Source organism: Sphingomonas guangdongensis (assembly GCF_900199185.1).
In the GTDB taxonomy this organism is placed as follows: domain Bacteria; phylum Pseudomonadota; class Alphaproteobacteria; order Sphingomonadales; family Sphingomonadaceae; genus Sphingomonas; species Sphingomonas guangdongensis.
Window position 1 is genome coordinate 1,069,472 of sequence record NZ_OBMI01000001.1, and the last position, 26,794, is coordinate 1,096,265.

Annotated in this window: 31 protein-coding genes; 19 read left to right on the plus strand and 12 right to left on the minus strand. The window is 69.1% G+C overall.

Features of this window, described 5'->3' with window-relative positions; all coding sequences use genetic code 11:
- Positions 1-219 precede the first annotated feature (219 nt).
- From CRO12_RS05190 to CRO12_RS05235, 10 genes are all read left to right on the plus strand, one after another.
- The gene (locus CRO12_RS05190) at positions 220-1,041 is read left to right on the plus strand and encodes a pyruvate, water dikinase regulatory protein (protein ID WP_179640867.1); all 822 of its coding nucleotides are present in this window, start codon (positions 220-222) and stop codon (positions 1,039-1,041) included.
- Positions 1,038-1,634 (plus strand): Maf family protein, encoded by a 597-nt coding sequence (locus CRO12_RS05195; RefSeq protein WP_097062883.1) that lies wholly within the window; start codon positions 1,038-1,040, stop codon positions 1,632-1,634. The genes CRO12_RS05190 and CRO12_RS05195 overlap by 4 nt, the downstream gene beginning before the upstream one ends.
- The gene (gene aroE / locus CRO12_RS05200) at positions 1,631-2,443 is read left to right on the plus strand and encodes a shikimate dehydrogenase (RefSeq protein ID WP_179640868.1); all 813 of its coding nucleotides are present in this window, start codon (positions 1,631-1,633) and stop codon (positions 2,441-2,443) included. The genes CRO12_RS05195 and aroE overlap by 4 nt, the downstream gene beginning before the upstream one ends.
- A complete protein-coding gene (coaE, locus tag CRO12_RS05205) occupies positions 2,440-3,036 on the plus strand; it encodes a dephospho-CoA kinase (protein WP_097062884.1) in 597 nt (198 codons plus the stop codon). Before aroE ends, coaE begins: the two co-directional genes overlap by 4 nt.
- Before the next feature lie 7 nt (positions 3,037-3,043).
- Positions 3,044-3,730, plus strand: coding sequence for a DNA polymerase III subunit epsilon (gene dnaQ, locus CRO12_RS05210; protein ID WP_097062885.1), 687 nt, complete (start codon positions 3,044-3,046; stop codon positions 3,728-3,730).
- A 50-nt stretch (positions 3,731-3,780) separates the two neighbouring features.
- Positions 3,781-4,380 carry a ribosome hibernation-promoting factor, HPF/YfiA family gene (hpf, locus tag CRO12_RS05215; protein WP_097062886.1) on the plus strand — a complete coding sequence of 200 codons (600 nt, stop codon included), beginning with the start codon at positions 3,781-3,783 and terminating at the stop codon, positions 4,378-4,380.
- Positions 4,381-4,432: 52 nt separating this feature from the next.
- Entirely contained in the window at positions 4,433-4,900 is a 468-nt protein-coding gene (locus CRO12_RS05220; RefSeq protein WP_097062887.1) for a PTS sugar transporter subunit IIA, read from the plus strand.
- Positions 4,881-5,351, plus strand: coding sequence for a PaaI family thioesterase (locus CRO12_RS05225; RefSeq protein WP_097062888.1), 471 nt, complete (start codon positions 4,881-4,883; stop codon positions 5,349-5,351). The genes CRO12_RS05220 and CRO12_RS05225 overlap by 20 nt, the downstream gene beginning before the upstream one ends.
- Positions 5,348-5,683, plus strand: a complete 336-nt coding sequence (locus tag CRO12_RS05230) for a DUF1491 family protein (RefSeq protein ID WP_097062889.1) — start codon at positions 5,348-5,350, stop codon at positions 5,681-5,683. The genes CRO12_RS05225 and CRO12_RS05230 overlap by 4 nt, the downstream gene beginning before the upstream one ends.
- A gap of 168 nt (positions 5,684-5,851) precedes the next feature.
- Entirely contained in the window at positions 5,852-6,514 is a 663-nt protein-coding gene (locus tag CRO12_RS05235; RefSeq protein ID WP_097062890.1) for a cell wall hydrolase, read from the plus strand.
- 58 nt (positions 6,515-6,572) lie between these two features.
- On the opposite strand, the gene CRO12_RS05240 is transcribed toward CRO12_RS05235, so the two are convergent.
- The gene (locus CRO12_RS05240) at positions 6,573-6,725 is read right to left on the minus strand and encodes a DUF1674 domain-containing protein (protein ID WP_097062891.1); all 153 of its coding nucleotides are present in this window, start codon (positions 6,723-6,725) and stop codon (positions 6,573-6,575) included.
- Between the two features lie 51 nt (positions 6,726-6,776).
- Here CRO12_RS05240 and CRO12_RS05245 point away from each other — a divergent pair, with 51 nt between their 5' ends.
- Genes CRO12_RS05245 through purH form a run of 4 tightly spaced genes read left to right on the plus strand, consistent with a single transcriptional unit; the run spans position 6,777 to position 12,056 of the window.
- Complete coding sequence (locus tag CRO12_RS05245; protein ID WP_097062892.1) at positions 6,777-8,051, plus strand: RsmB/NOP family class I SAM-dependent RNA methyltransferase; 1,275 nt, start codon at positions 6,777-6,779, stop codon at positions 8,049-8,051.
- A gap of 36 nt (positions 8,052-8,087) precedes the next feature.
- Positions 8,088-8,744, plus strand: coding sequence for a ribulose-phosphate 3-epimerase (gene rpe / locus CRO12_RS05250; RefSeq protein ID WP_097062893.1), 657 nt, complete (start codon positions 8,088-8,090; stop codon positions 8,742-8,744).
- Complete coding sequence (locus CRO12_RS05255; protein ID WP_245858215.1) at positions 8,741-10,480, plus strand: heparinase II/III family protein; 1,740 nt, start codon at positions 8,741-8,743, stop codon at positions 10,478-10,480. The genes rpe and CRO12_RS05255 overlap by 4 nt, the downstream gene beginning before the upstream one ends.
- Before the next feature lie 10 nt (positions 10,481-10,490).
- Positions 10,491-12,056 carry a bifunctional phosphoribosylaminoimidazolecarboxamide formyltransferase/IMP cyclohydrolase gene (gene purH, locus CRO12_RS05260; protein WP_097062894.1) on the plus strand — a complete coding sequence of 522 codons (1,566 nt, stop codon included), beginning with the start codon at positions 10,491-10,493 and terminating at the stop codon, positions 12,054-12,056.
- Positions 12,057-12,087: 31 nt separating this feature from the next.
- Here purH and CRO12_RS05265 read toward each other — a convergent pair whose 3' ends face one another.
- The 3 genes from CRO12_RS05265 to CRO12_RS05275 are packed head-to-tail and all read right to left on the minus strand — an operon-like array spanning position 12,088 to position 14,692.
- Positions 12,088-12,486: a hypothetical protein gene (locus tag CRO12_RS05265; protein ID WP_097062895.1), complete on the minus strand. Its 399-nt coding sequence runs from the start codon at positions 12,484-12,486 to the stop codon at positions 12,088-12,090.
- Entirely contained in the window at positions 12,483-12,911 is a 429-nt protein-coding gene (locus CRO12_RS05270) for a protein tyrosine phosphatase family protein (RefSeq protein ID WP_097062896.1), read from the minus strand. The genes CRO12_RS05265 and CRO12_RS05270 overlap by 4 nt, the downstream gene beginning before the upstream one ends.
- Positions 12,908-14,692, minus strand: a complete 1,785-nt coding sequence (locus CRO12_RS05275) for a RecQ family ATP-dependent DNA helicase (protein WP_097062897.1) — start codon at positions 14,690-14,692, stop codon at positions 12,908-12,910. Before CRO12_RS05275 ends, CRO12_RS05270 begins: the two co-directional genes overlap by 4 nt.
- Before the next feature lie 101 nt (positions 14,693-14,793).
- On the opposite strand from CRO12_RS05275, the gene CRO12_RS05280 reads away from it, so the two are divergent.
- Complete coding sequence (locus CRO12_RS05280) at positions 14,794-15,681, plus strand: pepsin/retropepsin-like aspartic protease family protein (RefSeq protein WP_097062898.1); 888 nt, start codon at positions 14,794-14,796, stop codon at positions 15,679-15,681.
- A gap of 1 nt (position 15,682) precedes the next feature.
- On the opposite strand, the gene CRO12_RS05285 is transcribed toward CRO12_RS05280, so the two are convergent.
- Positions 15,683-17,494, minus strand: a complete 1,812-nt coding sequence (locus CRO12_RS05285) for an ABCB family ABC transporter ATP-binding protein/permease (RefSeq protein ID WP_179640869.1) — start codon at positions 17,492-17,494, stop codon at positions 15,683-15,685.
- A 103-nt stretch (positions 17,495-17,597) separates the two neighbouring features.
- On the opposite strand from CRO12_RS05285, the gene CRO12_RS05290 reads away from it, so the two are divergent.
- Positions 17,598-17,825, plus strand: coding sequence for a hypothetical protein (locus CRO12_RS05290; protein ID WP_097062899.1), 228 nt, complete (start codon positions 17,598-17,600; stop codon positions 17,823-17,825).
- A 24-nt stretch (positions 17,826-17,849) separates the two neighbouring features.
- Here CRO12_RS05290 and CRO12_RS05295 read toward each other — a convergent pair whose 3' ends face one another.
- Positions 17,850-18,671: a hypothetical protein gene (locus CRO12_RS05295; RefSeq protein ID WP_097062900.1), complete on the minus strand. Its 822-nt coding sequence runs from the start codon at positions 18,669-18,671 to the stop codon at positions 17,850-17,852.
- 404 nt (positions 18,672-19,075) lie between these two features.
- Here CRO12_RS05295 and CRO12_RS05300 point away from each other — a divergent pair, with 404 nt between their 5' ends.
- From CRO12_RS05300 to CRO12_RS05310, 3 genes are read left to right on the plus strand one after another with little or no spacing between them, the layout of a single operon-like run.
- Complete coding sequence (locus CRO12_RS05300) at positions 19,076-19,468, plus strand: hypothetical protein (RefSeq protein ID WP_097062901.1); 393 nt, start codon at positions 19,076-19,078, stop codon at positions 19,466-19,468.
- Positions 19,469-19,499: 31 nt separating this feature from the next.
- Positions 19,500-19,754 (plus strand): type II toxin-antitoxin system Phd/YefM family antitoxin, encoded by a 255-nt coding sequence (locus CRO12_RS05305; RefSeq protein WP_097062902.1) that lies wholly within the window; start codon positions 19,500-19,502, stop codon positions 19,752-19,754.
- Entirely contained in the window at positions 19,751-20,017 is a 267-nt protein-coding gene (locus CRO12_RS05310) for a Txe/YoeB family addiction module toxin (protein ID WP_097062903.1), read from the plus strand. The genes CRO12_RS05305 and CRO12_RS05310 overlap by 4 nt, the downstream gene beginning before the upstream one ends.
- Here the strand turns inward: CRO12_RS05310 and CRO12_RS05315 are convergent.
- From CRO12_RS05315 to CRO12_RS05340, 6 genes are all read right to left on the minus strand, one after another.
- Entirely contained in the window at positions 20,011-20,928 is a 918-nt protein-coding gene (locus tag CRO12_RS05315; protein ID WP_144033523.1) for an LAPAL motif-containing putative phage structural protein, read from the minus strand. The two genes, CRO12_RS05310 and CRO12_RS05315, sit on opposite strands and share 7 nt — an antisense overlap.
- A gap of 66 nt (positions 20,929-20,994) precedes the next feature.
- Positions 20,995-22,848, minus strand: a complete 1,854-nt coding sequence (gene thiC, locus CRO12_RS05320) for a phosphomethylpyrimidine synthase ThiC (protein WP_097062905.1) — start codon at positions 22,846-22,848, stop codon at positions 20,995-20,997.
- 171 nt (positions 22,849-23,019) lie between these two features.
- Positions 23,020-24,546, minus strand: coding sequence for a DUF4261 domain-containing protein (locus tag CRO12_RS05325; protein ID WP_097062906.1), 1,527 nt, complete (start codon positions 24,544-24,546; stop codon positions 23,020-23,022).
- Positions 24,547-24,626: 80 nt separating this feature from the next.
- Positions 24,627-25,499, minus strand: a complete 873-nt coding sequence (locus CRO12_RS05330; RefSeq protein ID WP_245858216.1) for a MipA/OmpV family protein — start codon at positions 25,497-25,499, stop codon at positions 24,627-24,629.
- Between the two features lie 95 nt (positions 25,500-25,594).
- Positions 25,595-25,984 carry a DUF2141 domain-containing protein gene (locus CRO12_RS05335; protein ID WP_342747200.1) on the minus strand — a complete coding sequence of 130 codons (390 nt, stop codon included), beginning with the start codon at positions 25,982-25,984 and terminating at the stop codon, positions 25,595-25,597.
- Positions 25,950-26,744, minus strand: coding sequence for a sterol desaturase family protein (locus CRO12_RS05340; RefSeq protein WP_097062908.1), 795 nt, complete (start codon positions 26,742-26,744; stop codon positions 25,950-25,952). The genes CRO12_RS05335 and CRO12_RS05340 overlap by 35 nt, the downstream gene beginning before the upstream one ends.
- Positions 26,745-26,794 lie beyond the last annotated feature (50 nt).

A 26,794-nucleotide genomic window follows, 5' to 3' on the forward strand; every position in this document is an offset into this window, starting at 1 on the left:
CCGTCCAGCCACCGTCCACAAGTTGACGCGCCACGTACCCCGGCCAGAACACGATTCGAGTTCCAACGTGCACGCAATCCACAGGCTGTGGATGCAACCCGGTGATGTGCGGCGGATTGTGGACGAGCGTGGACAAAGCGACCGTCGTTCCGCCGCTTGGCGGGTGCGGCGGGTTGCGCTAGCGGCCGTCCCGATGTTGTCCACAGATCGATCCCGGTGATGCGCCTGCACCTCCATCTCCTCTCCGACTCGACCGGAGAGACGCTGGAGAACATCGCCAAGGCCGCGCTCGCCCAGTACGACGACGTCGATACCCAGCGGCACTTCTGGCCAATGGTGCGCAACGAAGCGCATCTGGAGCGGATCCTAGCGGAGATTGCCCAGCATCCCGGCCTGGTGCTCTTCACGCTGGTGAACCCGACGATCCGCATGATGCTGGAGGCACGCTGCCGCGCGCTCGGTCTGCCCGCAGTCGCGCCGCTCGACGGAGTCAACGACGCGCTGTCGAGCCTGCTGGGACAGGAGGCAAAGGCGCGGCCCGGTCGGCAGCATACGCTCGACGCCGCCTATTTCGCGCGGGTCGAGGCGATCCAGTGGACCATCGCCCATGACGACGGCATCGCCGCGGAGGACTGGGAGGAAGCGGACATTCTGCTCGCCGGCGTGTCGCGGTCATCCAAGACGCCGACGTCGATCTACCTCGCCAACCGGGGCTTCAAGGCCGCCAACATCCCGATCGTGGTGGAGTCACCGCCGCCGGCGGCGCTGTTCACGCTCAATGGGCCGCTGATCGTCGGACTGACCACCAGCGCCGACCGGCTGGTGCAGATCCGCCGCAACCGCCTCCTGTCGCTCAATCAGAAGGTCGAGACGCCCTATGTCGAGCAGGACGCGGTCGCCCGCGAGGTCGCCTTCGCGCGCCGCATGTTCGCCGACAACGGCTGGCCGGTCATCGATGTGACCCGCCGATCGATCGAGGAGACCGCCGCCGCGATCATCGGCCTCTACAATCAGCGCAGCCTGCCGCAGGTCGAGACATGAGGCTGATTCTGGCGAGCGGCAGCAGTGCGCGTCGGACCATGCTGAGCGACGCCGGCGTCGCGTTCGACGTCGAGCGACCTAACGTCGACGAGGACGCGGCCAAGGCGGCGCTCGCCGCGACCGGCACCTACCCGCGCGACACCGCCGACGCGCTCGCTCAGCTAAAGGCGCTGCGAGTGTCGCAGCGGGCGCCCGCCGCACTGGTTCTCGGCAGCGACTCGATTGTGGAGCTCGCCGACGGCACGCTGCTGGACAAGCCGGAGAGCCGCGAGGATGCCTGCGATCACCTCCGCCGCATGTCGGGGACGCGCGTTCGCCTGCACAGCGCTGCCGTGATGGCGCTGGGCAGCCAGCCGGTCTGGCGCCACGTCGATACCGCCACCCTCCACGTACGCGCGCTGTCCGCCGACTTCATCACGCGCTACCTGGACGCGGAGTGGCCCGCGATCGCAGCCTGTGTCGGCTGCTTCCGCATTGAAGGGCCGGGCGTCCAGCTCTTCGCGGCTGTCGAGGGCAGCCACTTCACCATCCTCGGCCTCCCGTTGCTGCCGGTGCTCGACTACCTCCGCACGCGGGGCGTGCTGACGTCATGATCCCTTATGCCGAGGTGATCGGCGATCCGGTCGCTCACTCCAAGTCGCCGCTGATCCATCGCTTCTGGCTGGAGGCGCTTGGGCAATCCGGCGATTATCGGGCGGTCCATGTCCGCCCGGACGACTTGCCTGCCTATTTCATCACGCGGGCGGAGGATACGGAATGGCGGGGGTGCAACGTCACCGTGCCGCACAAGGTCGCGGCGCTCGATCTGGTCACCGATCCGGCGGGGGTGCGAAAGACGATCGGCGCGATCAACACGGTGCTGCGTGAGCCCGATGGAACGCTCGTCGGCACCAACACCGATGCCGCCGGCTTCGCCGCGCCGATCGCGACGCTGGCGCTGACTGGACGTCACGTGACGGTGGTAGGCGCAGGGGGAGCGGCCCGCGCGGTCCTGTTCGCGCTAGCGCGGCTCGGGGTGGAGCGCATCACGCTGATGAACCGCACGCCCCTGCGGGCGGCCGGGCTGCTCGCCGACTTCGGGCTGAGCGGCGACGTCGTGCCGCTCGATGCGCCACTCGCGCCGACAACCGCGCTGCTGGTGAATACGAGCAGCCTGGGCATGAGCGGGCAGCCGTCGCTCGATCTCGATCTCTCGCCACTCGCTGATGACGCTGTGGTCTACGACATCGTTTATGCGCCGCTCGAGACGCCGCTGCTCGCCGCGGCGCGCGCGCGCGGGCTCGCGACCGTTGACGGCCTCGACATGCTGGTCGGCCAGGCCGCGGTCGCCTTTGAATTGTTCTTCGGCGCCGCCCCAACCCGTGAATGCGACGCAGAACTGCGCTCCCTGCTGACGGTATGACGGTGGTCCTCGGTCTCACCGGCTCGATCGGGATGGGCAAGTCGACGGTCGCGCGGATGTTCGCGGAAGAGGGTTTGCCGGTCTTCGACGCCGATGCGACCGTGCACCAGTTGCAGGGGCCGGGCGGCGCCCTGGTGGCAGCGATCGAGGCGCGCTTTCCCGATACGACCGGACCGGCCGGGGTGAACCGCACGGCGCTTGCGGAGGCGGTCTTCGGTGACCCGGTCGCGCGTGCGGCACTGGAGGCGATCGTCCATCCGGCGGTGGCGGCCGAGCGGGCGCGCTTCCTGACCGATCACGCCACCGCGCCGCTCGTCGTGCTCGACGTACCACTGCTGTTCGAGGCGGGCGGATGGCAATCGGTGGACGAAATCGCGGTCGTCTCCGCTTCAGCCGAGGTGCAGCGTGCTCGGGTTCTCGCGCGCGACGGTATGACGGAGGAGCGCTTCGCCAGGATCCTGGCGGCCCAGCTTCCGGACGCCGAGAAGCGCGCGCGGGCCGATTACGTGATCGCCACCGACGTGCCGGTGGAGAAGACCCGCGCCGCCGTCCGCGCGCTGATCGCTTGCCTCGTCCAGCGCCCGGGAGGATAAGGGCTGGATGCGCGAAATCGTGTTTGATACCGAGACCACGGGTTTCAGTTTCGCCGGCGGCGACCGGCTGGTCGAGATCGGCTGCGTGGAGCTGTTTAACCGGGTCGAGACCGGCCGGACCTACCACGCCTATGTCAATCCGGAGCGCGACATGCCGGAGGAGGCGGAGCGCGTCCACGGGCTGTCGGCGCGGTTCTTGTCCGACAAGCCGGTGTTTGGCGGCATCACCGCCGAGCTGCTCGACTTCATCGGTGATGCCCCGATGGTGGCGCACAATGCCGGGTTCGACTTCGCTTTCCTCAACGGCGAGCTCGGCCGGTGCGGCCATCCGGAGGTGTGCCGCAGCCGCATGGTCGACACGCTGATGCTGGCGCGCACCCGGCATCCCGGTGCCAAGCACACGCTTGATGCGCTGTGCGTCCGCTACGGGATCGACCGCTCGCACCGGGTGCTGCACGGCGCGCTGCTCGATGCGCAGCTGCTCGCGCAGGTCTATGTCGAGCTAACCGGGGGGCGGCAGATCGGTCTCGGGCTGGCCGTCGACGTGCCGACGGAGGCGATCGTCGTGCCCGCCGGGCGCCGCATCGTTCGCGCCGCGCGCGTCCATGCACCGTCGGACGAGGAACGGGCGCGGCACGCCGCCTTCCTCCGGACGATCAAGGAACCGCTGTGGGGGGCTGAAACGTTGCAGTGATGTCCGCGGGGTGGTCCCACCCCGTCCCATAAGAAAAGGAGAATGAGGGCATGGATATCCGGATCTCGGGTCATCAGGTCGATACGGGCGACGCGCTGAAGGCGCACGTGCAGGACCGGCTCCAGGGTATCGCCGACAAGTATTTTTCGCGCGCCATCTCGTCCCAGGTGACCTTCGGCAAGGGGCCGCACGACCACGGCTTCACCTGCGACATCGTCGCGCACGTGATGCAGGGACTGGTGCTGAAGGGTTCGCACTTCAATGCGGGTGCGGAGGCGCAGCTCGCCTTCGACGGCGCGGCCGACAAGATCGAGAAGCAGCTGCGTCGCTACATGCGCCGGCTGAAGGACCGCAACGCGGGCGAGGCGCAGTCGTTCGCGGAGGCAGGGGCGTATGACAACGCGGGCTATACCGTCTTCAACGGCGGCGCTCTGGATGAGGAGGAGGTGCCCGACGCCCCGCTGATCATCGCGGAGACGCGGGTCGACGTGCCGGACGCGTCGGTTGGCGACGCGGTCATGATGCTCGATCTGCGCAACACCAACGCGCTGCTGTTCCGCAATAGCGGCACGGGCAATTTCAACATGGTGTACCGCCGCGACGACGGAACGATCGGCTGGGTCGAGCCGAACCGCAGCGCGGAGCGGTAAACTCGCACGGGCGGGTGCCGGCCTGGCGCCCGCCGTTCCACGGAGAGAGTGTGTGACGGAACTGGGCGACCTGCTCGCGCTCGATGCCGTGCTGCCATCGCTGGCCGCTGCGAACAAGCGAGCGCTGTTCGCTGGCCTCGGCACCGCGGCCGCGCAGGTCTGGGGGTTGAACAAGGCGACGGTGTCGGAGCGGCTGAGCGAGCGGGAGAAGCTCGGAACGACCGGCTACGGCAACGGGATCGCGGTCCCTCACGCTCGGATCGAGGGACTGACCCAGGTCCGGGGCCTGTTCGTGCGCCTGCCGCGGCCGATCGACTATGCCGCGGTCGACGAACTTCCCGTCGACCTGTTCTTCGTCCTGCTCTCGCCGACCGATGCCGGTACCGACCATTTGAAGGCGCTCGCGCGCGTGTCGCGGCGGCTGCGCGAGCGCGGCTTTGCGGACAAGCTGCGCGGGGCGGGATCGCGCGACGCCCTGTTCGTGCTGCTCACCGGCGACGATGTCCGCGACGCTGCCTGAGCAGGTGCCGCTCGGCGCCGACGCGCACTTCCGCGCGCTCGAGCGGCTCTACGCCGCCGCGCCGATCAACCGGCTATTCGACTCCGGGCTGACGATCGCCGCCCCGGGAACGGCGACGATCCGGTGCGATCTGACCGCTGCGCACTTCCACGCGGCGGGTGCGGCGCACGGCACGGCCTATTTCAAGATGCTCGACGATGCCGCCTTCTACGCGGCGAACAGCCTGGTCACCGACCGGTTTCTCCTCACCACCGCCTTTAACCTGCTGCTGACGCGGCCGCTCGGGGCAGGACCGGTGACTGCGGAGGGTCGCTGGATCAGCGGGCAGCGGCGCGTGCTGGTCGCCGAAGCACGACTGATCGACGACACGGGGGAGGAGGTCGCGCGTGGCACGGGCACCTTCATGCGCTCCCGCATCGCGCTCACCAGCCTGCCGGGCTACAGCGCTTGACCGTCCGGCTGGCCACCGACGTCCGGGTCCGTGCGCTGCTGCGCCGGGTCGACGCGGCTGGCGGGTCGGCGATGATCCTCGCCCGCGGCGATGCGATCGCGGGCGCCGTGCTGGTGGTAGTGCTGGGCGGGGCGAGCGCGACGGTGCTGGAGCGGAGTCTCGGCCCGGACGGCAGCGTCACACTCCGCCGGACCGGCCCTGACGACTCGTCCGAACAGGCCGTCACCGCCTATTGGCAGCGGCGTCGCGCCAGCGATCCCGATCTGTGGGTCGTCGAACTGTCTGTCGCCGACGCCGAACGGTTCGCCGCTGAAACGATCGGGATCAATTGACTGGTAAGGTGCGCTGGCGGAAGCGGCGGCATCCAAGTCAGCGTTGTGTCGATATGGGGTGCGATCCTGATCGATGACGCAGTCGGGGGGTTCATCGGTGGGGCAAGTACCGGGGGTGTTCCGGTCGATCTGCCACGGCGACGGCCAACCGCATAATATCGATTGTTGATGTTCCGTATTGCTCGTGCCGCGACCTTTGCGGCCGCTCTTTTTGGCGCCGGTTTCCTGTTCGGCGCTACGTCCCCCGGCTTCGCGCAGGACCTGCACCGCGATCCGGTTGCTACGCTTAATGCGTTGGCCGTGCCGCAGGTTCCGCTGGATGCGCCCGAAAGCGCCACGCCGAACGCCACGCCCCGGCTCAAGCCCGCCATCGTCGATGTCGCCCAGAGCGCCGACGATGTGCTCGCCGGCGACAACCCCGATTATGCCACGCTCTCCGCGGCCGTTGCGGCGCAGGATCACGCGGTTGATGATCGTGATCTGCGCTGCCTCGCGGCCGGCGTGTTCTTCGAATCCAAGGGTGAGCCGCTCGCCGGGCAGCTCGCCGTTGCGCAGACCATCATCAACCGCAGCAAGTCCGGTCGCTTCGCGTCGTCGATCTGCGCGGTCCTGACCCAGCGCGGGCAGTTCTCCTTCGTGCGCGGCGGCACCGTGCCCAGCGCGGAGGGTCGTGCCGGCTGGACCACGGCAGTTGCCGTCGCCAAGGTCGCCATGCGTGACCTGTGGGACGGGGCGGCCGAGCAGGCGCTGTACTTCCACGCCCGCGGTCGCACCCCCGGCTGGCGCGCGCAGAAGATCGCGGCGATCGGCAACCACATCTTCTATCGCTGAGACTGGCGGTAGCCCGCGCGGCTGAGATACTCGAGGATTAAGCCGTCAGGCTGGCTGCCTAGAAGTCCCAGGCAATCCCGCGCCGCTCCCAATCACCGTAGCGGACGGGATCGAGCGGATCGGCGCTGCGCTCGATCGGCTCGGGCACCGGAACGGGCGGATTGGGCGGCAGATCCTTCGGCGGCTTCACATGCGCGGGGCGCTTGCCCATGGCTCGGCTCCATCGATTGCCACAACGGGCGGCAACCGCCACATCGGGGCAATGGCCGCTTCCGACAAGACCCTCCGCGACGATCCCCCGGGCGTGCCCGCCCGCAGGGCGGCGTTGCGCCTGCTCGATGCGGTGCTGCGTCGCGGCCAGCCGATCGAGGCAGCGCTCCACAATGCCACGCAGGGAATCACTCATGCCCCCGATCGCGCGCTGGCGCACGCGCTCGCGGCGGAGGTGCTCCGTCGCTTGCCTGACCTGGACGCGCTGATCGACTCGGCGACCCGCCAGCCGCTGCCGCCTGATGCCAAGGCGCGCAGTGTCCTCCGGCTCGCGCTCGCGGGCGCGTTGCAGCTCCGCACGCCCCCGCATGCGGCAATCGCGACCGTGCTGCCGCTCGTCGACGGGGGTCCGCGCAAGCTCGTCCATGGCGTGTTCGGCACCCTGATGCGGGCGAACGCCACTCTGCCCGCGGTACCGGCACTGCCCGCCGACGTTGCCGATCGCTGGACGGCGCAGTGGGGCGAGCAGTTGGTTGCCGCCGCGCGGGGGCTCATCGCCGCGCCGCCGCCGCTCGACCTGTCGCTCAAGCAGCCGCTCGCCGACGCGCCGGACGGAGCGTCGCTCGCCCCTGGTCACCGGCGCATCCCGGCCGGCAGCGACATCGCCGCGGCGGATGGCTTCGCGACCGGCGACTGGTGGGTGCAGGATCTCGCCGCCAGCATCCCGGTCCGGCTGATCGGGCGCGGGCGCGGGCGCGCGCTTGATCTGTGCGCTGCGCCGGGCGGCAAGACACTCCAGCTCGCTGCGGCGGGATGGGCGGTCACGTCGCTCGACATATCGGCTAGTCGTCTCGCGCGACTTTCCGAGAATCTCGCGCGAACGGGGCTCTCGGCCGAGATCGTCACGGCGGATGCGCTCGCCTGGTCGCCGGATGTACCCTTCGACGCTGTCCTGCTCGACGCGCCGTGCAGTGCGACCGGCATCTTCCGGCGGCACCCCGACGTACTGCACCGAGCGCGGCCGGCGTTCATCGCCGAGATGGCGGAGCTGCAGTCGCGGCTGTTAGCGCGGGCAGCCGATTGGGTGCGGCCCGGCGGTACGCTCGTCTACGCGACCTGCTCGCTCGAGCCGGCGGAAGGGGAGGCCCAGCTTGCCCTGTTCCTCGCCAATCGGTCGGACTACCGGATCGTGCCGGCGACGACCGCCGAGCTGCCCGCGGGGATTGTTCCCGGCGCCGACGGCACGGTGCGGACCCTGCCCACCATGCTGGTCGAACAGGGCGGGGTCGACGGCTTCTTCGTCGCCCGACTGGCACGCGCCGACTGACTTGCCGCGCTACACGCGCGTGCTAAACGCCCGCGCATGATCGTCCGCATCGCGCCCTCCATCCTCTCCGCCGATTTCGCGCGGTTGGGCGAGGAAGTGCGCGCGATCGATGCGGCCGGCGCTGACTGGATCCACGTGGACGTCATGGACGGGCATTTCGTCCCCAACCTCACCATCGGTCCGGCGGTGGTGAAGGCCCTGCGCCTGCACAGCGACAAGCCGTTCGACGTCCACCTGATGATCGCGCCGGTCGATCTGTACCTCGATGCCTTTGCGGAAGCCGGCGCGGACACGATCAGCGTCCATATCGAGGCAGGGCCGCACGTCCACCGATCGATCCAGCACATCAAGGGCCTGGGCAAGCGCGCCGGGGTGGTGCTCAATCCGGCGACACCCGCCAAGCTGCTCGACTATCTGATCGATGAGGTCGATCAGGTGCTGGTGATGAGTGTCAATCCGGGCTTCGGTGGCCAACGCTTCATCACCAGCCAGCTCAAGAAGATCGCCGCGATCCGCAAGATGATCGACGCGAGCGGACGCGCGATCGAGCTGGAGGTCGACGGTGGTATCGAGCCGGAGACTGCGCGCGCGTGCGTTGAAGCGGGCGCAACCGTGCTCGTCGCGGGGACGGCGGCGTTTGCAGGCGGGCCCGACCGGTATGCCGCCAACATCGCCGCGTTGAAGGCGGGGTGATCGACGCCGGTCAGGTCGAGCCCGCCGCCGACGGGATCGAGGAGGGCAAGCGGCTGATCCGGGTCGGCGGTGACGCCGGCCTGTCGCTCACCCAGCGATTGTCGGAACGGCTGCAGGCGCTCGCCTGGCGCTCGCCGCTCCACAATGTCCGGCTGCGCGGGCGCCACCCGTTGAAGCTCATCACGGTCGCCGATGATCCGTTCCTCGGCGATGTCGGGCGCGGCCGGGCGCTGCTCGACGGTGTGATCGCGTTCCGCGGCGAGCGACGCCCGATCGAGGTGCTCGATCTGGCGAAGCCCGACTGGTCGAGGCCCTTTGCCGATCACCTGCAAGGCTTCGGCTGGCTACGCGACCTGTCGAGCGTCGCCCCGCGCGCGCAGGCGGCGCCGATCGCCGAAGGGATCACGCGCCGCTGGATCGCCGCGCACGGGGAGCGCGTGTCCGATACCGCCTGGCGGCCGGAGCTGTGGGGGCGGCGGATCCTCGCCTGGGTCGCGCATGCGCCGCTGATCCTGTCTTCGACCGACCTCGTTTACCGCTCCAGCGTGCTCCACGCCCTCGCTCGCGGGGCGCGTCACCTTGATCGCACGGCGGAGCGGGCGCCGCTTGGTCCGCCCCGGATCGCGGCGTGGAGCGGGGTGGTTGCGGCCGGGCTTATGATCCCGGGTGGCGAGGCGCGGCGGCAGTTCGGCGAACGCGGCCTCGCGCGGGCGCTCGATACCTGCATCACGCCCGATGGCGGGGTGGTGGGGCGCGCCCCCGTCGGGCAGCTCGACGCGCTGATGGTGCTGGTGCAGCTCCGCGCGGTCTATGCCGCCCGGCGGCTGGAGCCGCCGGCGGTGCTGGAGACGGCGCTCGCGCGGCTGGTGCCGCCGCTGCTCGGCGTCTGCCACGGTGATCGCGGTCTCGGCAGCTGGCAAGGCGGCGGGCCGGTCGGCGGCGATGCGATCGATGCGGTGATCGCCGCATCAGGCGTTCGCGCGCGGCCGCTGCGCCAGGCGCGCGACTGGGGGTACCAGCGGATCACGGCCGGATCGACGCTGCTCGTTATGGACGGTGCGCCGCCGCCGGTTGCCCGGCTGGTCGATGGCGGCTGCGCCTCCACACTCGCCTTCGAGCTGTCGGACGGCCCGCACCGCATCGTGGTCAATTGCGGCGGCGCGCGGATGGCGAACGCACAGCTTCCAGCGGCGCTGACCGAGGGGCTGCGCACCACCGCGGCACACTCCACCCTGACACTCGGTGACCTCAACTCGACTGCGATCCAGGCCGACGGCACGCTCGGCAAGGGCGTGAGCGAGGTCGAGCTGACCCGCAGCGAGAGCGACACGCTAAGCCGGATCGAGGCGAGCCACGACGGCTATGTGCGCCGCCTTGGTTTCCTCCATCGCCGGACGCTCGCCGTCGGCGGGGACGGCCGCGACGTGCGCGGCGAGGACTCGCTGCTGCCGTCGAATACGGGGAGGGGGCGCAAGAGTACGCCTGCCTTCGCCGTCCGCTTCCACCTGGCGCCGAGCGTCGAGGTGTCGCCGACCAGCGACGGGCAGGGGGCGGTGCTCCGCCTGCCCGGCAATCTGCTCTGGCAGTTCCGCTGCAAGGGCGCGCCGCTCACCATCGACGAGAGCGTGTGGCTTGATGCGAGCGGCCGGCCGCACCGCACCGAGCAGCTTGTGGTGACCGGCGACGTGCCCGCGGGCGGCACGAGCGTCAGCTGGTGGTTTCACCGCTCGAGATAAGGACTGAGACATGACGGACGTGAGGATCGAGCGGGCGCTGCTGTCGGTGTCCGACAAGACTGGCATCGTTGAGCTGGCGACGGCGCTGGCTGCGCAGGGCGTCGAGCTGGTCTCAACTGGCGGCACCGCGACGGCCCTGCGCGCCGCGGGGCTGGAGGTGCGCGATGTCGCCGACCTCACCGGCTTCCCGGAGATGATGGACGGGCGCGTCAAGACCCTCCATCCGCGGGTCCATGGCGGGCTGCTCGCCCGTCGGGACATGCCGGCCCACATGGCGTCGGCCGACGCGCACGGGATCGGGATGATCGACCTGGTGGTCGTAAACCTTTATCCGTTTGCGGCAACGGTTGCCGGGGGTGCGGACCGCGCGACGATCATCGAGAACGTCGACATCGGCGGACCGTCGATGGTCCGCTCGGCGGCCAAGAACCACGCGAGCGTCGCGATTGTCACCGATCCGGCCGATTACCCGCTGGTCGCCGGTTGCACGACCGACCTTGCGACCCGCACGCGTCTGGCCGCAAAGGCCTATGCCGCGACGGCGGAGTATGATGCGGCGATCGCGAGCTGGTTCGCCTTTTCCGATCAGGGCGAGCAATTCCCGGCGAGCCTCAGCCTCGCGCTGCGCCGGGCACAGTCGCTGCGCTACGGCGAGAACCCGCACCAGGCGGCGGCGCTCTACCTGCCCGCGACCGCCGCGCGCGGAACGCTCGCCGATCATCGCCAGGTGCAGGGCAAGGAGCTGTCGTACAACAACCTGAACGATGCCGACGCCGCGCTGGAGCTGGTCAGCGAGTTCCGTGACGCGGAACCGACCTGCGTGATCGTTAAGCACGCCAATCCCTGCGGCGTGGCGACCGCCACGACGCTCTTAAAAGCGTATGAGGCGGCGCTCGCCTGTGACAGCGTGTCGGCCTTCGGCGGAATCATCGCGGTCAACCGGCCGCTCGATGGTGCCACGGCCGAGGCGATAAGCAGCATCTTCACCGAAGTGGTCGCCGCGCCCGACGCCGATGAGGACGCGCGGGCGGTCTTCGCCCGCAAGAAGAATCTGCGTATGATTTTAACCGGGCCGCTGCCCGATCCGGCGCGGCCGGGCATGACGCTGAAGACGATCGCAGGCGGCGTGCTGCTCCAGGGTCGCGATAATGGCCAAATCGGCGAGCTGACGGTTGTCACGAAGCGCGCGCCTACCGCGCAGGAGCTTGCCGACTGCCGCTTCGCCTGGACTGTCGCCAAGCACGTCAAGTCGAACGCGATCGTTTACGCAAAGGATGGCGCGACCGCCGGAGTCGGTGCCGGTCAGATGAACCGACTGGAGAGCGCTCGCATTGCGGCCTGGAAGGCCAAGGATGCGGCTGAGAAGGCCGGCTGGCCGGCGCCGCGAACGATCGGCTCAGCCGTTGCCTCCGATGCCTTCTTCCCGTTCGCTGACGGGTTGATGGCGGCGGTGGAGGCGGGCGCCACGGCGGTGATCCAGCCCGGCGGATCGATCCGTGACGCGGACGTGATCGCCGCCGCCGACGAGGCAGGCCTCGCCATGGTGTTCACGGGGATGCGGCACTTCCGGCACTGATCCACGTGGAACATCGTACCCGGCGTAGGCCTTAGTGGACAGTTAGCGGTGGAACGCTCGCCTCTAGCGCGCGGACATCCTCGACCAGCACGCCGCGGAGAACCACTGACCCGAACAGGCCGGCGCCGGTGCGGATCGCGACGCCCTCGATCGCTTCACCCAGTCGCAGCGGCGGTACCATCCGGCCGGCACGGACGCGGTGCTTGTCGCGGACCAGGACGGCCACGGTGCCGTTGCCGGCTACCAGCGCGGCGCTCGCATCCTCGCTCACCAGCGCGCGGCCGCTGACGAAGCCGGCGAGCAGTCGCTCGGCGTGTGCCCGGGCGGCGGCGGTGGTGGACAGGCGGCTTTCCGAGAGACGCAGCAGGCGAGCTACGACCGCGATCACCAGGATCGCGCCGATCAGCCCCACCCACTGCGTCGGCGTCATCGCGACGCGACGAGCGTGTCGAGCATCGGGCGAATCGCCCCGACGTCGTACCCGGCCTGCGCCGCCTTCGCGACCAGCATTGCCGGTTCGTCGCCCATGCGGGCGCGAGCGAGGGCCCACAGATGCGCACTGCGCGTGCCCGAGCGGCAGTAGGCGAGGACCGGGCCGCCCGCCGCCGTCAGCGCCGCGGCCATCGCCTCGACCTGGTTGCCGGAGAAGCCCGAGTGCGTGACAGGCACGGCGCGATACGCGATGCCCGCGGCTGCAGCCGCTGCCGCGATATCGGCGCCGCTCGGCTGACCGGGCTCCTCGTCATCGGGACGGTTGTTGACGATCTCGACAAAACCGGCGTTCGCAATCGCCTGCACCTCCTCAGGCGTGATCTGCGGCGCAACGCTTATCTGGTCGTCGATCTGGCGGATCATTCGGATGCCTCTGCTTCTCGGAACTGGCGGATCACGGATAGGAAGGCGTCACCATAGGCATCGCGCTTGACCGCGCCAACGCCCGAGATGCGCGCGAGTGCCGCGATCGTTGCCGGACGCTCCGCCGTCATCGCGCGCAGCACCGCGTCGTGGAAGATGACGTAGGGAGGAACGCCAGCCTCCTGCGCGAGCTCACGGCGTTTCGCACGCAGCGCCTCGAACAGCGGGTCGCCGACCGGATTGTCGATCGCCGCACCGCGGGCGCGCCGTGACCGCCGCGCCGGCACGATCAGGTCGAGCGTCGCGTCACCCTTCAGCAGCGCCTTGGCCCCGGGCCCGAACTCCAGCCCGCCGTGGGGATTGGCGCGGAGCGCGTCGCGCGCGAGCAGCGCCCGCGCGACCGGCTTGAGCAACGCCGCCTCGTCGCCGGACACGATTCCAAAGACGCTCAGGTTCTCATGCCCGTTCTGGAGCGAGCGGTCGCTCGACTGGCCGGTCAGCACGCCCTCGACATAGCCGACACCGTAGAGTTGTCCGGTGCGGAACACGGCAGACAGGAACTTGCGGGCAACGGTGGTCGCATCGATGCTGGCGGGCGGGTTGAGGCAGTTGTCGCAGTTGCCGCAATCGACCGGCGCATCGGTCTCGCCGAAGTGCTGAAGCAGCAGGCGGCGCCGGCAGCTCGGCGTCTCAACCAGCGCCGCCATTGCGTTCAGCCGCTGGCGCTCGCCCGACTGACGCGCCGGTTCGACCTCGCCGATCCGCTGGCGAGCGCGGGCGAAGTCGTCGGCGCCCCAGAACAGATGCGCGATCGCCGGGTCGCCGTCGCGTCCGGCGCGCCCGGTCTCCTGGTAATAAGCCTCGATCGACTTGGGCAGTCCGGCATGCGCGACAAAGCGGACGTCGGGCTTGTCGATCCCCATGCCGAAGGCGACCGTCGCGGCAATCACCATGTTCTCGGACGCCACGAACGCCGCCTGGTTGGCGGCGCGGACCGCGGGCTCCAGCCCGGCGTGGTAGGCGCGGGTCGGGCGGCCGGTCTTCGCCAGCGCCGCCGCCATCTTCTCCGTCCCCGCGCGCGACGGCACGTAGACGATTCCGGGACCCGGCGTTTCCGCGATCAGGTCCGCGATCTGGCGAGTGACATTGTCGCGGGGGCTGATCTGGTAGCGGATGTTGGGGCGGTCGAAGCCCGCGACGATCAGCCCGTCGGCAGCAATGCCGAGCTGCTCGAGAATGTCGGCGCGGGTATGGGCGTCGGCGGTCGCGGTGAGCGCGAGACGCGGCACATCGGGAGAGCGGTCGAGCAGCGGGCGGAGCAGGCGATAGTCGGGGCGAAAGTCGTGGCCCCACTCACTGACGCAGTGCGCCTCGTCGATCGCGAACAGGCTGACCTTGCCGCGGTCGAGCAGGTCGCGGAACTCGCCGCCGGAGGCGCGCTCCGGGGCGACGTAGAGGAGGTCGAGCACACCATCCAGGAAGCGACGGCGGGTTTCCGCCCGGTTCTCGTCGACGCTGGTGAGCGTCGCGGCGCGTATGCCGACCGCGGTGGCGGCACGCAGCTGATCGTGCATCAGCGCAATCAGGGGAGAGACGACCACGCAGGTACCCGGCAGCATCGTTGCGGGCAGCTGATAGGTGAGCGACTTGCCCGCGCCGGTCGGCATGACGGCGAGGGTCGAGCGCCCGGTCAGCACACGCGTCACCACGTCCGCCTGGACGCCGCGGAAGTCGGGATAGCCGAAGATGGTCTGAAGGGCCGCGCGGGCGTCGGAGAGCATTGCGTGGCCTATATCGTCGCCTCGGCCCGGATTAATAGGGCTGCCCTGCTTCGGCCTGAATCACGCGCGAGCCTGTATGGCAGGCGAGCGGGAGTGACGTCATGCGGGTAGCGGCGGTTGGGGCCCTGGTGCTGGTCGGTGCGGCTCCGGTCGAGCGGGTGATCGTCGTCGGCCGGCCGGTCGCCACAACCATCAATGGCGTCGCGGGCACGCTGCTCGTCGATCCCGGCGCGCCGTCGATGCCGATCGTGTCGCGAGCCTATGCCGACCGGCTGGCGCTCAAGCCGGGCATGTTCACCATCCGCTGGCTGATCGGCCCGGTCGTGCTGCCGGTGACGACCGCAGTCGAGCGCATCAATCTGGGGCGGGGCGAGCAGAAGCGGCGGATCGGCTGGGTCGAGCGGCCCTACCGCGACGACGTCGACGGAGCGGTCGGCCCCGGTGGCCTGCCCGACAACGTGGTGCGCTTCACCCTCCGGGCACCGCAAGCTGGCGAGCGCACGGTGACGCTGCCGATGCTGGACGCGGGCGGGCTGCTCGGCGGATCGGTCGGCCTGTTCGCGCGCATCGATGTGGAGGGGGAACCGGTCCGCATCCGCTTCGATCTCAACCAGCCGCACACGCTCACCAACGCCGGAATGGCGCTGACGCTCGCGCGGGTGCACGCGGGCACCCTCGCGGAGGCGCGCCGCTCGGTGCCGATCGTCTTCGGTGTCGTGCGCCCGGTCCGGACCATGACGCTCGCCCGCCCGCTCGCCGTCGGTCCGCTTTCGATCACCAGACTCGATGTCCGCACGGGCGACTTCGGCAATGCCGACGGGATCGCCAGCACAACGGCCGCGGCCGATCCGGACGAGATCGTGGTGGAGGCGAAGGGCAAGCGCGACCGCAGCCGCGATCGGATCACCCTCGGCAGCGATGCGCTCGCCCGCTGTTCCGCCATCGTCTTCGACAAGCCGGCGAAGCAGGTACGGCTGACCTGCGCCTGAGCTACTCGGCCGCCAGCGCCGCATCCTGCTCGGCGGCCTGACGCGCCCACATCTCGGCATAGAGCTTGCCGGCGCGCAGCAGCTCGGCGTGGGTGCCCTGCTCGGCGATGCGGCCCGCCTCCAGCACGACGATCCGGTCGGCGTGGACGATCGTGGAGAGGCGGTGCGCGATCACGATCGTGGTGCGTCCCTGTTCGATCGTCTCCAGCGTCGCCTGGATCTCCGCCTCCGTGCGGCTGTCGAGCGCGCTGGTCGCCTCGTCCAGGATCAGGATCGGCGGATCCTTGACCAGCGTCCGCGCGATCGCGACGCGCTGCTTCTCGCCGCCCGACAGCTTCAGCCCGCGCTCGCCGACCCGAGTGTCGAAGCCGTCGGGAAGCGCCTGGATGAAAGGCGCGATCGCCGCCCCCCGCGCGGCGGCGGCGATGTCGTCCTCGCTCGCGCCCTCGCGGCCGTAGGCGATGTTGTAGCCGATCGTCTCGTTGAACAGGACCGTGTCCTGCGGGACGATCCCGATCGCGGCGCGCAAGCTGGTTTGGGTGACAGCGGCGATATCCTGCCCGTCGATCGTCACGCGCCCGCCGGTCAGGTCGTAGAAGCGGTAGAGGATGCGCGCGAGCGTCGACTTGCCCGCGCCCGACGGCCCCACCACCGCGACCGTGGCACCGGCGGGGATGTCGAGGTCGATGCCCTTCAGGATCTCGCGATCCGGATCGTAGGCGAAGCGCACGTCCTCGAACCGGACCTGGCCGCTCGAAACCTGGAGCGGCGCGGCGCCGGGCGCGTCCTGCACCTCCGCCGGCGTGTCGATCAGGTCGAACATCGCGCCCATGTCGATCGCGCCCTGCTTCACCGTGCGGTACACCATACCGAGCAGGTCGAGCGGGCGGAACAGCTGCGCGAGTAAAGTCGACACCAGCACCACGTCGCCCGCCGTGAAGCGCCCCGCCGCCCAGCCGTACGCGACCAATGCCATGCCCGCCGCCAGCATCACGTTCGTGATCGTCGCCTGCCCGACGTTCAGCCAGGCGAGCGAGTTCTCCGACTTGACCGCCGCGTCGGCATAGGCGCCGACCGCCTTCGCGTAGCGCGCCGCCTCGCGATCCTCGGCGTTGAAGTACTTTACCGTCTCGAAGTTCAGGAGCGAGTCGACCGCGTGCGCGACCGCGCCCGAATCGAGGTCGTTCATCCGCTCGCGCAGAGCCGCCCGCCAATCGGTGACCCAGCGCGTGAAGGCGATGTAGACGACAACCATCGCGAGCGTGCCCGCGACCAGCCACCAGCCGAAACGCGTCGCGAAGATGCCGAGCACCAGCCCGAGTTCGAGGATGGTCGGCGCGATGTTGAAGAGGAGAAAGTAGAGCATCGTGTCGATGCTCTTGGTGCCGCGCTCCACCACCTTGGTGACCGCGCCGGTGCGCCGTTCGAGGTGGAAGCGCAGCGACAGGTTGTGGAGGTGGCGGAAGACCTGCGCCGCCAGCCGCCGGGTCGCGTCCTGCCCAACGCGCTCGAACACCGCGTTGCGCAGGTTGTCGAAGAGGACGGTGCCGAGCCGCGCGGCGGCATAGCCGATCACCAGCAGCACCACCAGGCTGACCGCGTCGCGCGGGCCGCTCGCCATCCGGTCGACCGCGCCCTGCAGCGCGAAGGGCGCGCCGTAGACCTGCACCAGCTTCGAGCAGAGCACGAAGCCCATCGCGCCGACGATCCGCGCCTTCAGGGTCGGGGCATCGGCAGGCCAGAGATAGGGGAGGAAGCGCCTGAGCGTCGGCCACAGCGGACGATCGGCACCGGCGGATCGCGCGGGCGGCATGGTGCGTCACGTAGGGACATTTCGCGCCCGCACAAGCGAGCGCCCGGCCGGAACCGTGCCCGGCCCTTGCGTGTTCATGGGCTTAGGTACGGGAGAAGAGCAGATGGAACCGCTCTATTACGTGATGGCGATCCTGGGGTGCGGCGACGACGGCGCCGCCTGCCAGCAGGCCCGCGTCATGCCCGTCCGCTACCAGTCGGTCGCGGCGTGCCAGGCGGCGATGCTGCCAACGCTGCAGGGCCAGACCGACCTCTCCTTTCCGGTGGTGCAGGCCGCGTGCCAGCGCCGCGGGATGATGATCGCGTCCAAGGACGGCGGCAAGCGCGGCTGATCCGCCGGGCGCCGCCGCCAAAGGTTAGTCAAGGGTGAGGCCAGGATCGTCCGCTCGCGCGGCGCGCGCCGCCGCGCGCTGCTGGCGCGCGAGGCTGCGATCGAGCGCGGCGGGGTGCGACGGTGGCGCGGTCGGCCGGCGATAGCGTTCGCGCTCATCGACGGGGTAGCGATTGTGGGCCTCGGCCACCGCGCGGGCGGTGAGGACTTCTTCCGCGAGCCGCTCCGGCGGCAGGAGCGTGTGCGGCTCGGCCGGCGGCACCGGGGCGAGCGCCTCCAGCGCGCGGACGACCGGCAGCTCGGGCGCTGGCAGCGCCGCATCGGGCGGGCGGACGTCGCGGTGTGCGTGGGCGAAGCGCTCGGGCTGATAGGCGCGGATCAGGAACATCAGCAGTCGGTCGTTGTGCCGCCACTTGGCACCGATGCGAACGCCGTCGCGGTCGAACACCGGCACCTCCTCCCCCTCAATCGCGCGAGTGAAGGCGACGTCGACCAGCCGGGTGACGGCCGCCGCAGTCGCCGCCGCCCAGGCGCGCGCGAACCCCTCGCTTCCGGGCGCGCGACGCAGGCGGTAGGCGCTCTGGACCGACATGTCGGTCGCCTCGCACGCCGCGGAGACGAGGCCGGTGTCAGCCAGCACCTCGATGAACTGGCGCTGCTTGTCGATGGTCCAGCCGTCGGCGCGCCGCTTGCGCGGCACCGGCCGCCACTCGAACTCGGCCGGATCGAAGCCGTGCGCGTCGAAGACGGGCGGTTCGGGATCGTCGTCCAGGTCATCGTCGAGGCGTTGCAGGGCGCGCGGGTCCTCGCTGGACGGCGCGGGGGTGCGGTTCGGGTCGTGCTCCATCGTGAAGGGTGGAGCAGTCGCGGGCGACGTAGGACAGCGGGGATGGCGCGGGTTGGAGATTTCGGGGGGCGGGTGTGACGGATGGGCATCCGTCGGGCGGTGAACGGCGGCGATCGGACCGGTGGACGGATCGGCTGTGCGCCAGGTGCAGCGCTTGGAAATACGGAGTCGTGCCCGTGCGCTACCGGCCGGCCGCTACGTGCCGGGCGGCAGTGTTGCCGACGTCGCAGGGCCAGACCGGCCTGTCCTTCCCGGTAGTGTTGGCTGCGTACCAGCGCCGTGGCACCGTGATCGCATCGCACGATGGCGGCAAGCGCGGCTGTTCCGCTCGCTGGCGCGACTCGGTAAGCTGAGTCATGATCCATCCCGGCGGGTCCCGCGCCCGCTTGGGGAGGGGATCGCACATGCGCAAAGTCCTGGGCACGCTCGCCGGCGTCGTCGTTGCCGTCATCACCATCACCCTGGTCGAGCTGATCGGCCACCGGGTCTATCCGGCCCCGGCCGGGCTGGACCTGACGCCGGAAGGCGTCGCCCGCTATCTGGAGAGCGCCCCCGCCGGCGCGATGATCGCGGTGGTACTCGGCTGGTTCGCGGGGGCCCTGCTCGGCGGCTGGACCGCGCTCGCGATCACGCGGTGGAGCGTGGCGCCGTGGATTATCGCCGGGCTGATCGCGGCCGCCGGCATCTACAACGCGACCCAGATCCCCGCGCCGCTGTGGATGCAGGTGGCAACGGTGCTGGCGCCGGCGCTGGGGGGGTGGCTGGCGCTGCATCTGGGGCGCCGCACACCCGCTTGACTCTGGACAGAAGTCTGCACAGATTGGGTCCATGCAGACCGTCAGCTACACCGAAGCCCGCGACAACCTGAAGAAGGTGATGGACAAGGCCGTCGCCGACCGTGCGCCGCTCCTAATCACTCGTCAGCGTGGCGAGAACGTCGTGATGATCTCCGCCGACGAATGGGCCGGGATGGAGGAGACGCTGCACCTGATGGCGTCCCCGGCGAACGCCAAGCGGCTGCTGGAGAGCATCGCCGAGCTGGAAGCCGGCGGTGGCGAGGTGCACGAGCTTCCCAAACCTTGAACGTCCAGTTCTCGTCGCGCTCCTGGGCCGAGTATCTGAGCGTGCAAGCAGACGACGCCAAGCTGTTCGCCAAGCTCAACACGCTGATCGAGGAATGCCGGCGTCACCCGTTCAAGGGCACCGGCAAACCCGAGCCGCTCGGCGGCAACCTGTCAGGCTGGTGGTCGCGCCGGATCAGCCACGAGCATCGGCTGGTGTACCGAGTGGCGGGGAGTGGAGCCGAGCAGGTGTTGCAGGTGGCGCAGTGCCGGTATCATTACTGAAGATTTGCCGACCCGTCGTCGATCAAAAATTCGAGTTGGCGAGGCGCGGGACGATGCTCTAATACTCGTTCCACGATGTTCTCTGTAACCAATCCCTTACCTGTCTGCTTCTGGCGAAATCTCACTTCACAGATAAGTACGTCACCTTTCGAGAAGCTAATCAAGTTACGATCTACGCGACCCAAAAAGTCCTCATCCGCGATAATCGCACTGATCTGATTTTGTCCGTCGTGCAGGCGCCATTTATTGTCTTCTTTGAACGCCAACGACACAATCGAGAACGCCGCTCGTCGAATGTCATCGATTATGACTTGATCTTCGATAGCCGGAGCTCGATACAATTCTGATTCGGCTCGTTCGACGCGCGAAGTGATAGTTCCCTGTTCCGCAAACTCGACAGTCTCGACTCCTGAGCGCTGCAGTGGAATTTCAACTACGCGTTCAACAGCCGACCTGACTGCGATGTCCTGATACAAGCGCAATAGCTTTAGCGGCACATCTATGCTTTCGCCGTCGATGGTGACCCGCACCATGCCGGCAGGCAGCCGTTCAATACGGTCGGGTTGCCGGCCGCGCATCCAACGGATGAACCATATCAGGCCACCGAACCCGCCAACTGCGCCAACGAGTAGTTCCTTCAGGTTGAGCGCGGCGGCGATTTGGTCGCCACTAAGCAAAGCGATGCCCTGCTTGATGATACTCTGGACAACATCCAAGTCGATCGAGAAGCAACCTGGCTCGTGTGCGCGCACGTTTACACGAACGTCCGTAGCGTCACCATTCAATGCAACGTTCGCCGCATCGAACATCTCGCCGATCGCGAGTAAGGCGGGTGCTAACTCCCGCACGTCCATCGTGTGATCGGTCAACGCTGGTCCGTCATAGATGATGGAAAAGCGCGCCTTACTCACGATATCGACCTTCTACACATGCCCATCCGTGGCAGGCGCAGGTTGAATCAGGCTCTGGCGAGGGGGTCAAGCCCGCCCATCGGATGCAAGGTAAAGCTCCCCACCTTCCTCGCGGAACCGCTCACTCATTCCCTGCATACCAACCTCAGCGTCCTCCGCGGCCACGAACGTCTCCACCGGCGCATTCTGCTTCGCCGCGAACTCGCGCACCTCCTGCGTAATCTTCATCGAGCAGAACTTCGGGCCGCACATCGAGCAGAAGTGGGCGGTCTTGGCGCCCTTGGCGGGGAGGGTCTGGTCGTGGTACTGCTCGGCCGTTTCGGGATCGAGCGACAGGTTGAACTGGTCGCGCCAGCGGAATTCGAAGCGGGCGCGTGACAGCGCGTCGTCGCGCAGCTTCGCGGCGGGGTGGCCCTTCGCCAGGTCGGCGGCGTGGGCGGCGAGCTTGTAGGTGACGACGCCGACCTTCACGTCGTCGCGGTCGGGCAGGCCGAGGTGCTCCTTGGGCGTGACGTAGCAGAGCATCGCCGTGCCGTACCAACCGATCATCGCCGCGCCGATGCCGCTGGTGATGTGGTCGTAGCCGGGCGCGATGTCGGTGGTGAGCGGCCCGAGCGTGTAGAACGGCGCCTCGCCACAGACCTGCAGCTGCTTGTCCATGTTCTCCTTGATCTTGTGCATGGGGACGTGGCCCGGCCCCTCGATCATCACCTGCACGTCCTGCGCCCAGGCGCGGTGGGTGAGCTCACCGAGCGTGTAGAGCTCGGAGAACTGCGCCTCGTCATTGGCGTCCGCGATCGATCCGGGGCGGAGACCATCGCCCAATGAGTAGGCGATGTCGTACGCCTTCATGATTTCGGTGATCTCGTCGAAGCGCTCATAGAGGAAGCTGTCCTTGTGGTGCGCCAAGCACCATTTCGCCATGATCGATCCGCCGCGGCTGACGATGCCGGTGACGCGCTTGGCAGTCATGGGGATGTAGGGCAGGCGGACGCCGGCGTGGATGGTGAAGTAATCGACGCCCTGCTCGGCCTGCTCGATCAGCGTGTCGCGGAAGATCTCCCACGTCAGCTCCTCGGCGATGCCGCCGACCTTTTCGAGCGCCTGGTAGATGGGGACGGTGCCGATCGGGACGGGCGAGTTGCGGATGATCCACTCGCGCGTGTCGTGGATGTTGCGCCCGGTCGACAGGTCCATGACCGTGTCCGCGCCCCAGCGGATCGCCCAGACGAGCTTGTCGACTTCGGTTGCGACGTTGGAGGCGACGGCCGAGTTGCCGATGTTGGCGTTGATCTTGACCAGGAAGTTGCGGCCGATCGCCATCGGCTCCGATTCCGGGTGGTTGATGTTGTTGGGGATGATCGCGCGGCCGCGGGCGACCTCGTCCCGAACGAACTCGGGGGTGACGTAATCGGGGATGGCGGCGCCGAAGCTCTCACCGTCGCGGTGGTACGCGCGCGCCATCTCGCGGCCCAGATTCTCGCGGGTCGCGACATACTCCATCTCGGGCGTGATGATGCCGCGGCGGGCGTAGTGCATCTGGCTGACGTTGGCGCCGGCCCTGGCGCGCAGGGGGCGCTTGACGACGCCCGGGAAGGGCTGGACCCCGCCCGAGCGGTCGGGGCCGAGCTGGCCGTTGTCCTCGGGGCGGATCTCGCGTGCGTCGTACGACTCGACGTCGCCGCGGGCGACGATCCACTCGCGACGGAGCTGGGGCAGGCCCGCCATGATGTCGATCGTGGCGGTCGGGTCGGAGTAGGGACCGGAGGTGTCGTAGACGTTGAGCGGCGGCTCTCCGCACGACGGCTCCAGATCGATCGCGCGCATCGCGACGTTCAGCGGGCCGACGTGGATCTTGCGGGAGCCGCGGATCGGGCCGGTGGTGACGCCGATCTCGGTACGGGCGGGAAGGTCTGCCATGTCACTCTCCATCTCGAAGGAGAGGAGACGGTGGCCGGGGGGCGCCGCTCCACTTCCTACGCCGGTGTCAGCCGGATCAGGTTCGGCGGGTCGGTGGCTGCGGCCACCCTCTCAAGCGCGACGGAGCGCTCCCCCGGGGATGGAACGGGTGTAGGCGCGATCGGCAGGCGTTCATAGCCCTTTGCGGCCGAACCCTCCGGCGCGGCGACCGGCCGCGAGCGGTGGAGCAGCGACCGGTGCGGGCGCGCGCGGCGGTGCTGCCGGGGCGGACGGGCGAGCGCGCGTCGGCGCTGTGGGTGCGGCGATGCCTGTCGGCCGGTCCGCCTCCATCCGTGCGGGCAAGGCCAGCCCTTGCCCGTCGGCGCCAGGCCTCAGGTCGCCCGCGATCGGGCTCGCCGCCGCCCCGCCATCGTTGCGCACGAAGGTCAGCGACAATGCCCGACCCGCGCGCCCCGGCGCCCGCGCGGGCTCCAGCGTGCAGCGGATCGCGCGATCGTCCGCCGTCTTCCCCATCGTGTCGCCGTCGCCGATCACCTGTCCGTGGGTGAGCAGGTAGCGAAGGACGTTGCTCATCTGATCCGCGGCTTCACCGAAGGGAAGCGGCGCGTGCCACATCTCGACCTCCAGCCCGATCAGCGGGGTGAGCCCGACGGTGGCGAACGACACGTCGCCGTCGCGGTCGCTGATCACCTCCGTCCGCGTCCACAGCGCGAGCGGCAGCTCGTCCGCCGTGACGACGATGCCGAGCATGTCGTGCAGCGCCGTTGCCGCGAAGAGGCCGCGCGTCGTCGTGTTGATCAGCGCGATCGTGCCCGGCAGCCGCGCCAGCAGGCCCGCGACCACCGTGATCACCTTGGCGACCTGGCGCACCGTCTCAAACGGGACGGCGGCCGGGTCGAGCATCGATCCGATCATCGCGGTCGTGCGGTGCGCCCGCAGCCGGGCACCATCGCCGTCACCCCAGGAGCCGTACCGAATGCAGCTCTCCCACACGAAGTCGGGTGCGGGCTCGCTCGTCTGCTTGACGATGACCTGCGTGCCGCGGCCTGCCAGTCCCGCGCCGGTGAGCGACCAGTGGCCGGCCGGGTCGATCGCCTGCGCGACCTGCTCGATGATCGCCCAATCGGGCTGCAGCGGCCGATCGGCCAGCAGCATCAGCATCGGCATGCCCCGGCGATGCGCATCCGGCTGCCGCGCGTCGACCGTCGGCGCCGTCGCCGCGCGCGTCGCCGCCTGCACGCCGGGTCCGGCGCAGGCGACCGCGTCGGCGAGCGACGCTTCGTTCGCGAGCGCGCGGAGGATCGCCGGTAGCGCCGCGACAGGCAGCCAGGCGGTGCCGGGGATCAGCTGGCAGAGCGCGCCGTCCTCGTCCGCGCTCATCGCCGCCGCGCAGATCACCGTCGTGATCCGCTCCGCGACCGGCCGCAGCTCGGTGGTGGGCGGCAGCAGCTCCAGATACCACCCATGCGGCGGCGCGTCGGGGTGCTGCTCGCGGCGGGCGCGGTACTCGGTCAGGATCAGCGAGCCGTCCGACCGCCCCTGGATCAGGCCGGAGGCGGCGTACCGCCCGATCTGGCCGGGGGAGCCGTCATCGTCCTCGCCGCAGTGCCAGCGATGGAGCGGGACGTGCTTGCCGAGTGCGTCGCGAAGCGCCCCGATCGGGAACGGGACCTGCTTGCTGAAGGTGATGATCGCCATGCCGTCCCTGCCCGCGCGCTGCCCGGCGGCGAGCGTAGGACGGCCGGCTTAAGGAGTGATTAGGTCCGCCGAGTTCGAGCTCAGAAGGTGTAGGCGAGCCCCACCACGCCCAGCCACTGGCTCTTCTCGCCCGCGATCCGCACGACCGGCGAGTAGGAGAAGCCGTTGAGCAGCCGCGAGTAGGTGCCGCCGCCGACGATCTTCAGGCCGTGGAGCAGGTCGCCGGTCAGCGAGACGGTCGCGAGCGCGCCGACCGAATAGTTCTTCCACCCGCCGCGTGCGGCGAAGACGGGCAGGCCGCTCGCCAGCGACTGGGCGGGGGTGACGGAGTAGTAGGTGCGGGCGAAGTCGCCCTCCACCCGCTCGGCCGTCGCGAACAGCCCGACCGCCGCCTTGCGCGACAGCGGGGTCAGATAGCTGACGGAGGGCTGGAAGATGCCGGAACCGTGCGCGTCGGTCACGTCGACGCGGTAGCTGGCCGAGATCGACAGCCGGTCGTACGGGCTGGTGATCACGCCCGTCTTGGCGATGCCGACATAGCCGCCGAGCTCGATCGCGGTGTCGATTTCGCCCAGCGCCCGAATGCGCGCGTCGTCGATGTTGTCGATCGAGGTGCGATTGAGGTTCACGACCCCGATCGGCCCGGCCTGGAAGTCGATCCCGTTCGCCGAGCGGTCGGGAATCACGTCAACCGACAGGCGGTTGCCCGCAAGCTGGAACGAGAAGCCCTTGTACGACCCGATGGCGCCGGGCGCGGGCGTGAAGCGGTAGTCGTCCGAACCCTCGTAATCGGGCAGGTACACCGCCCCGGCACCGATCGTCAGCGAGTCGCCGTCGACGTCGATGTCGCTTGGCAGCGTCGGCGTCTGAGGCTCCGGCGGCAGCGCCGCTTCCTGCGCGAAGGCAGGCGTGGCGAGCAACAGCCCGGCTAGGGTCAAGGACAGAAATTTCACGGCTGTGGCGCTCCAGGCACAAGGAATGTTGCAGCCGCGTAACGCCAGATGGCTCGAAAGGGTCCTCTACCGACGGCGGAAGGGCTTGTTGCGCCTCAGAGCAGGTAGCGGACCCGGATGTCCTGTTCGTTGCGTCCCGAGTCCAGAACGAACCGCGCGGACGAGAAGCGCGGCGGGCCGAAGCCGATTGCCGGGTTGCGCGAGAAACCGAAGCCCTCTCGCGGGATGCCCATCATCGTGTCGAGCTTGTTGTTGCCGTTCTCGTCGTGGATCAGCGCGGCGGCGTAGGCACCGGGCGCGAGCCCCTCGACCCGGATCGTGCGCTCCCGCGCCGGCACGCGCCGCGACAGCGCGCGGGCGTCGTCAACGCAGGATGGAAAGTTCGTCGGGTCGGCGGTGAGGCACAGCTGGATCACGCCCTTGGTCGAGCGCAGCTTGGTGATGTCGATCTCAACCGACGCGATCGGCGACGCGCCGCCCAGCACCAGCGCCGCCCCCAGCGCTGCCGCCGCGACGCCGCTGCGACGCGAAATCCCCCAGACCGCGGTCGGTGCCGCAAACGCGGTCCCAGAACCGGAAGTAGAGTCCATAATTGCACCCATAGGCGTCGTGATGACGCTGATGATGACTGGCAGTGATCAGCCACGCCCCCAGTGGCCCCCCCCACATGAACCTAGGGAAAATCTCCCAGCCCATGTGATTGGTTACACCCATAAACGTCATCACGGTCAGGACCAGACCCAGCATCGCGACGTGGATCGGAATCACGAACACCAGTAGCGGAATTACCACAGCCCCGGTCAGTGCTTCCCAGGGATGGAACGCCATCGCCGCCCAGGCGGTCGGGGGACGGCTGGCATGGTGGACGGCGTGGACACGCCTGAACACCGCCGGCCGATGCATCCAGCGATGCGACCAGTAGAACCAGGTATCGTGCGCGAAGAGGAAGAGCAGCACCGACACCGGCACGTACCATAGCGGATAGGCGCCCCAATCCTCGTAGATCAGCGTCCAGCCGCGGTTCTGCCAGCCCCAGGCGACGATGCCCGCCGGGACGCCGTAGATGGCCGCGGAGTAGAGGCTCCAGCGGATCTCCCGCCTGATCTGTTCGTCCAGCCCGGCGTAGTGCCCCGGCCGCGTAAGCCGCGTCGCGAGCGCGAAGCCTGCGCTGGTCAGCAGATAGCGGACGCCGACGATCACCGTCATCGCGACGGCGGACAGGACAATGGCAAGGAAAACCGTCATGCCACGCGCACTTACCCGGAGTCCGTTACCCAATCCACCCAAAGCGGCAC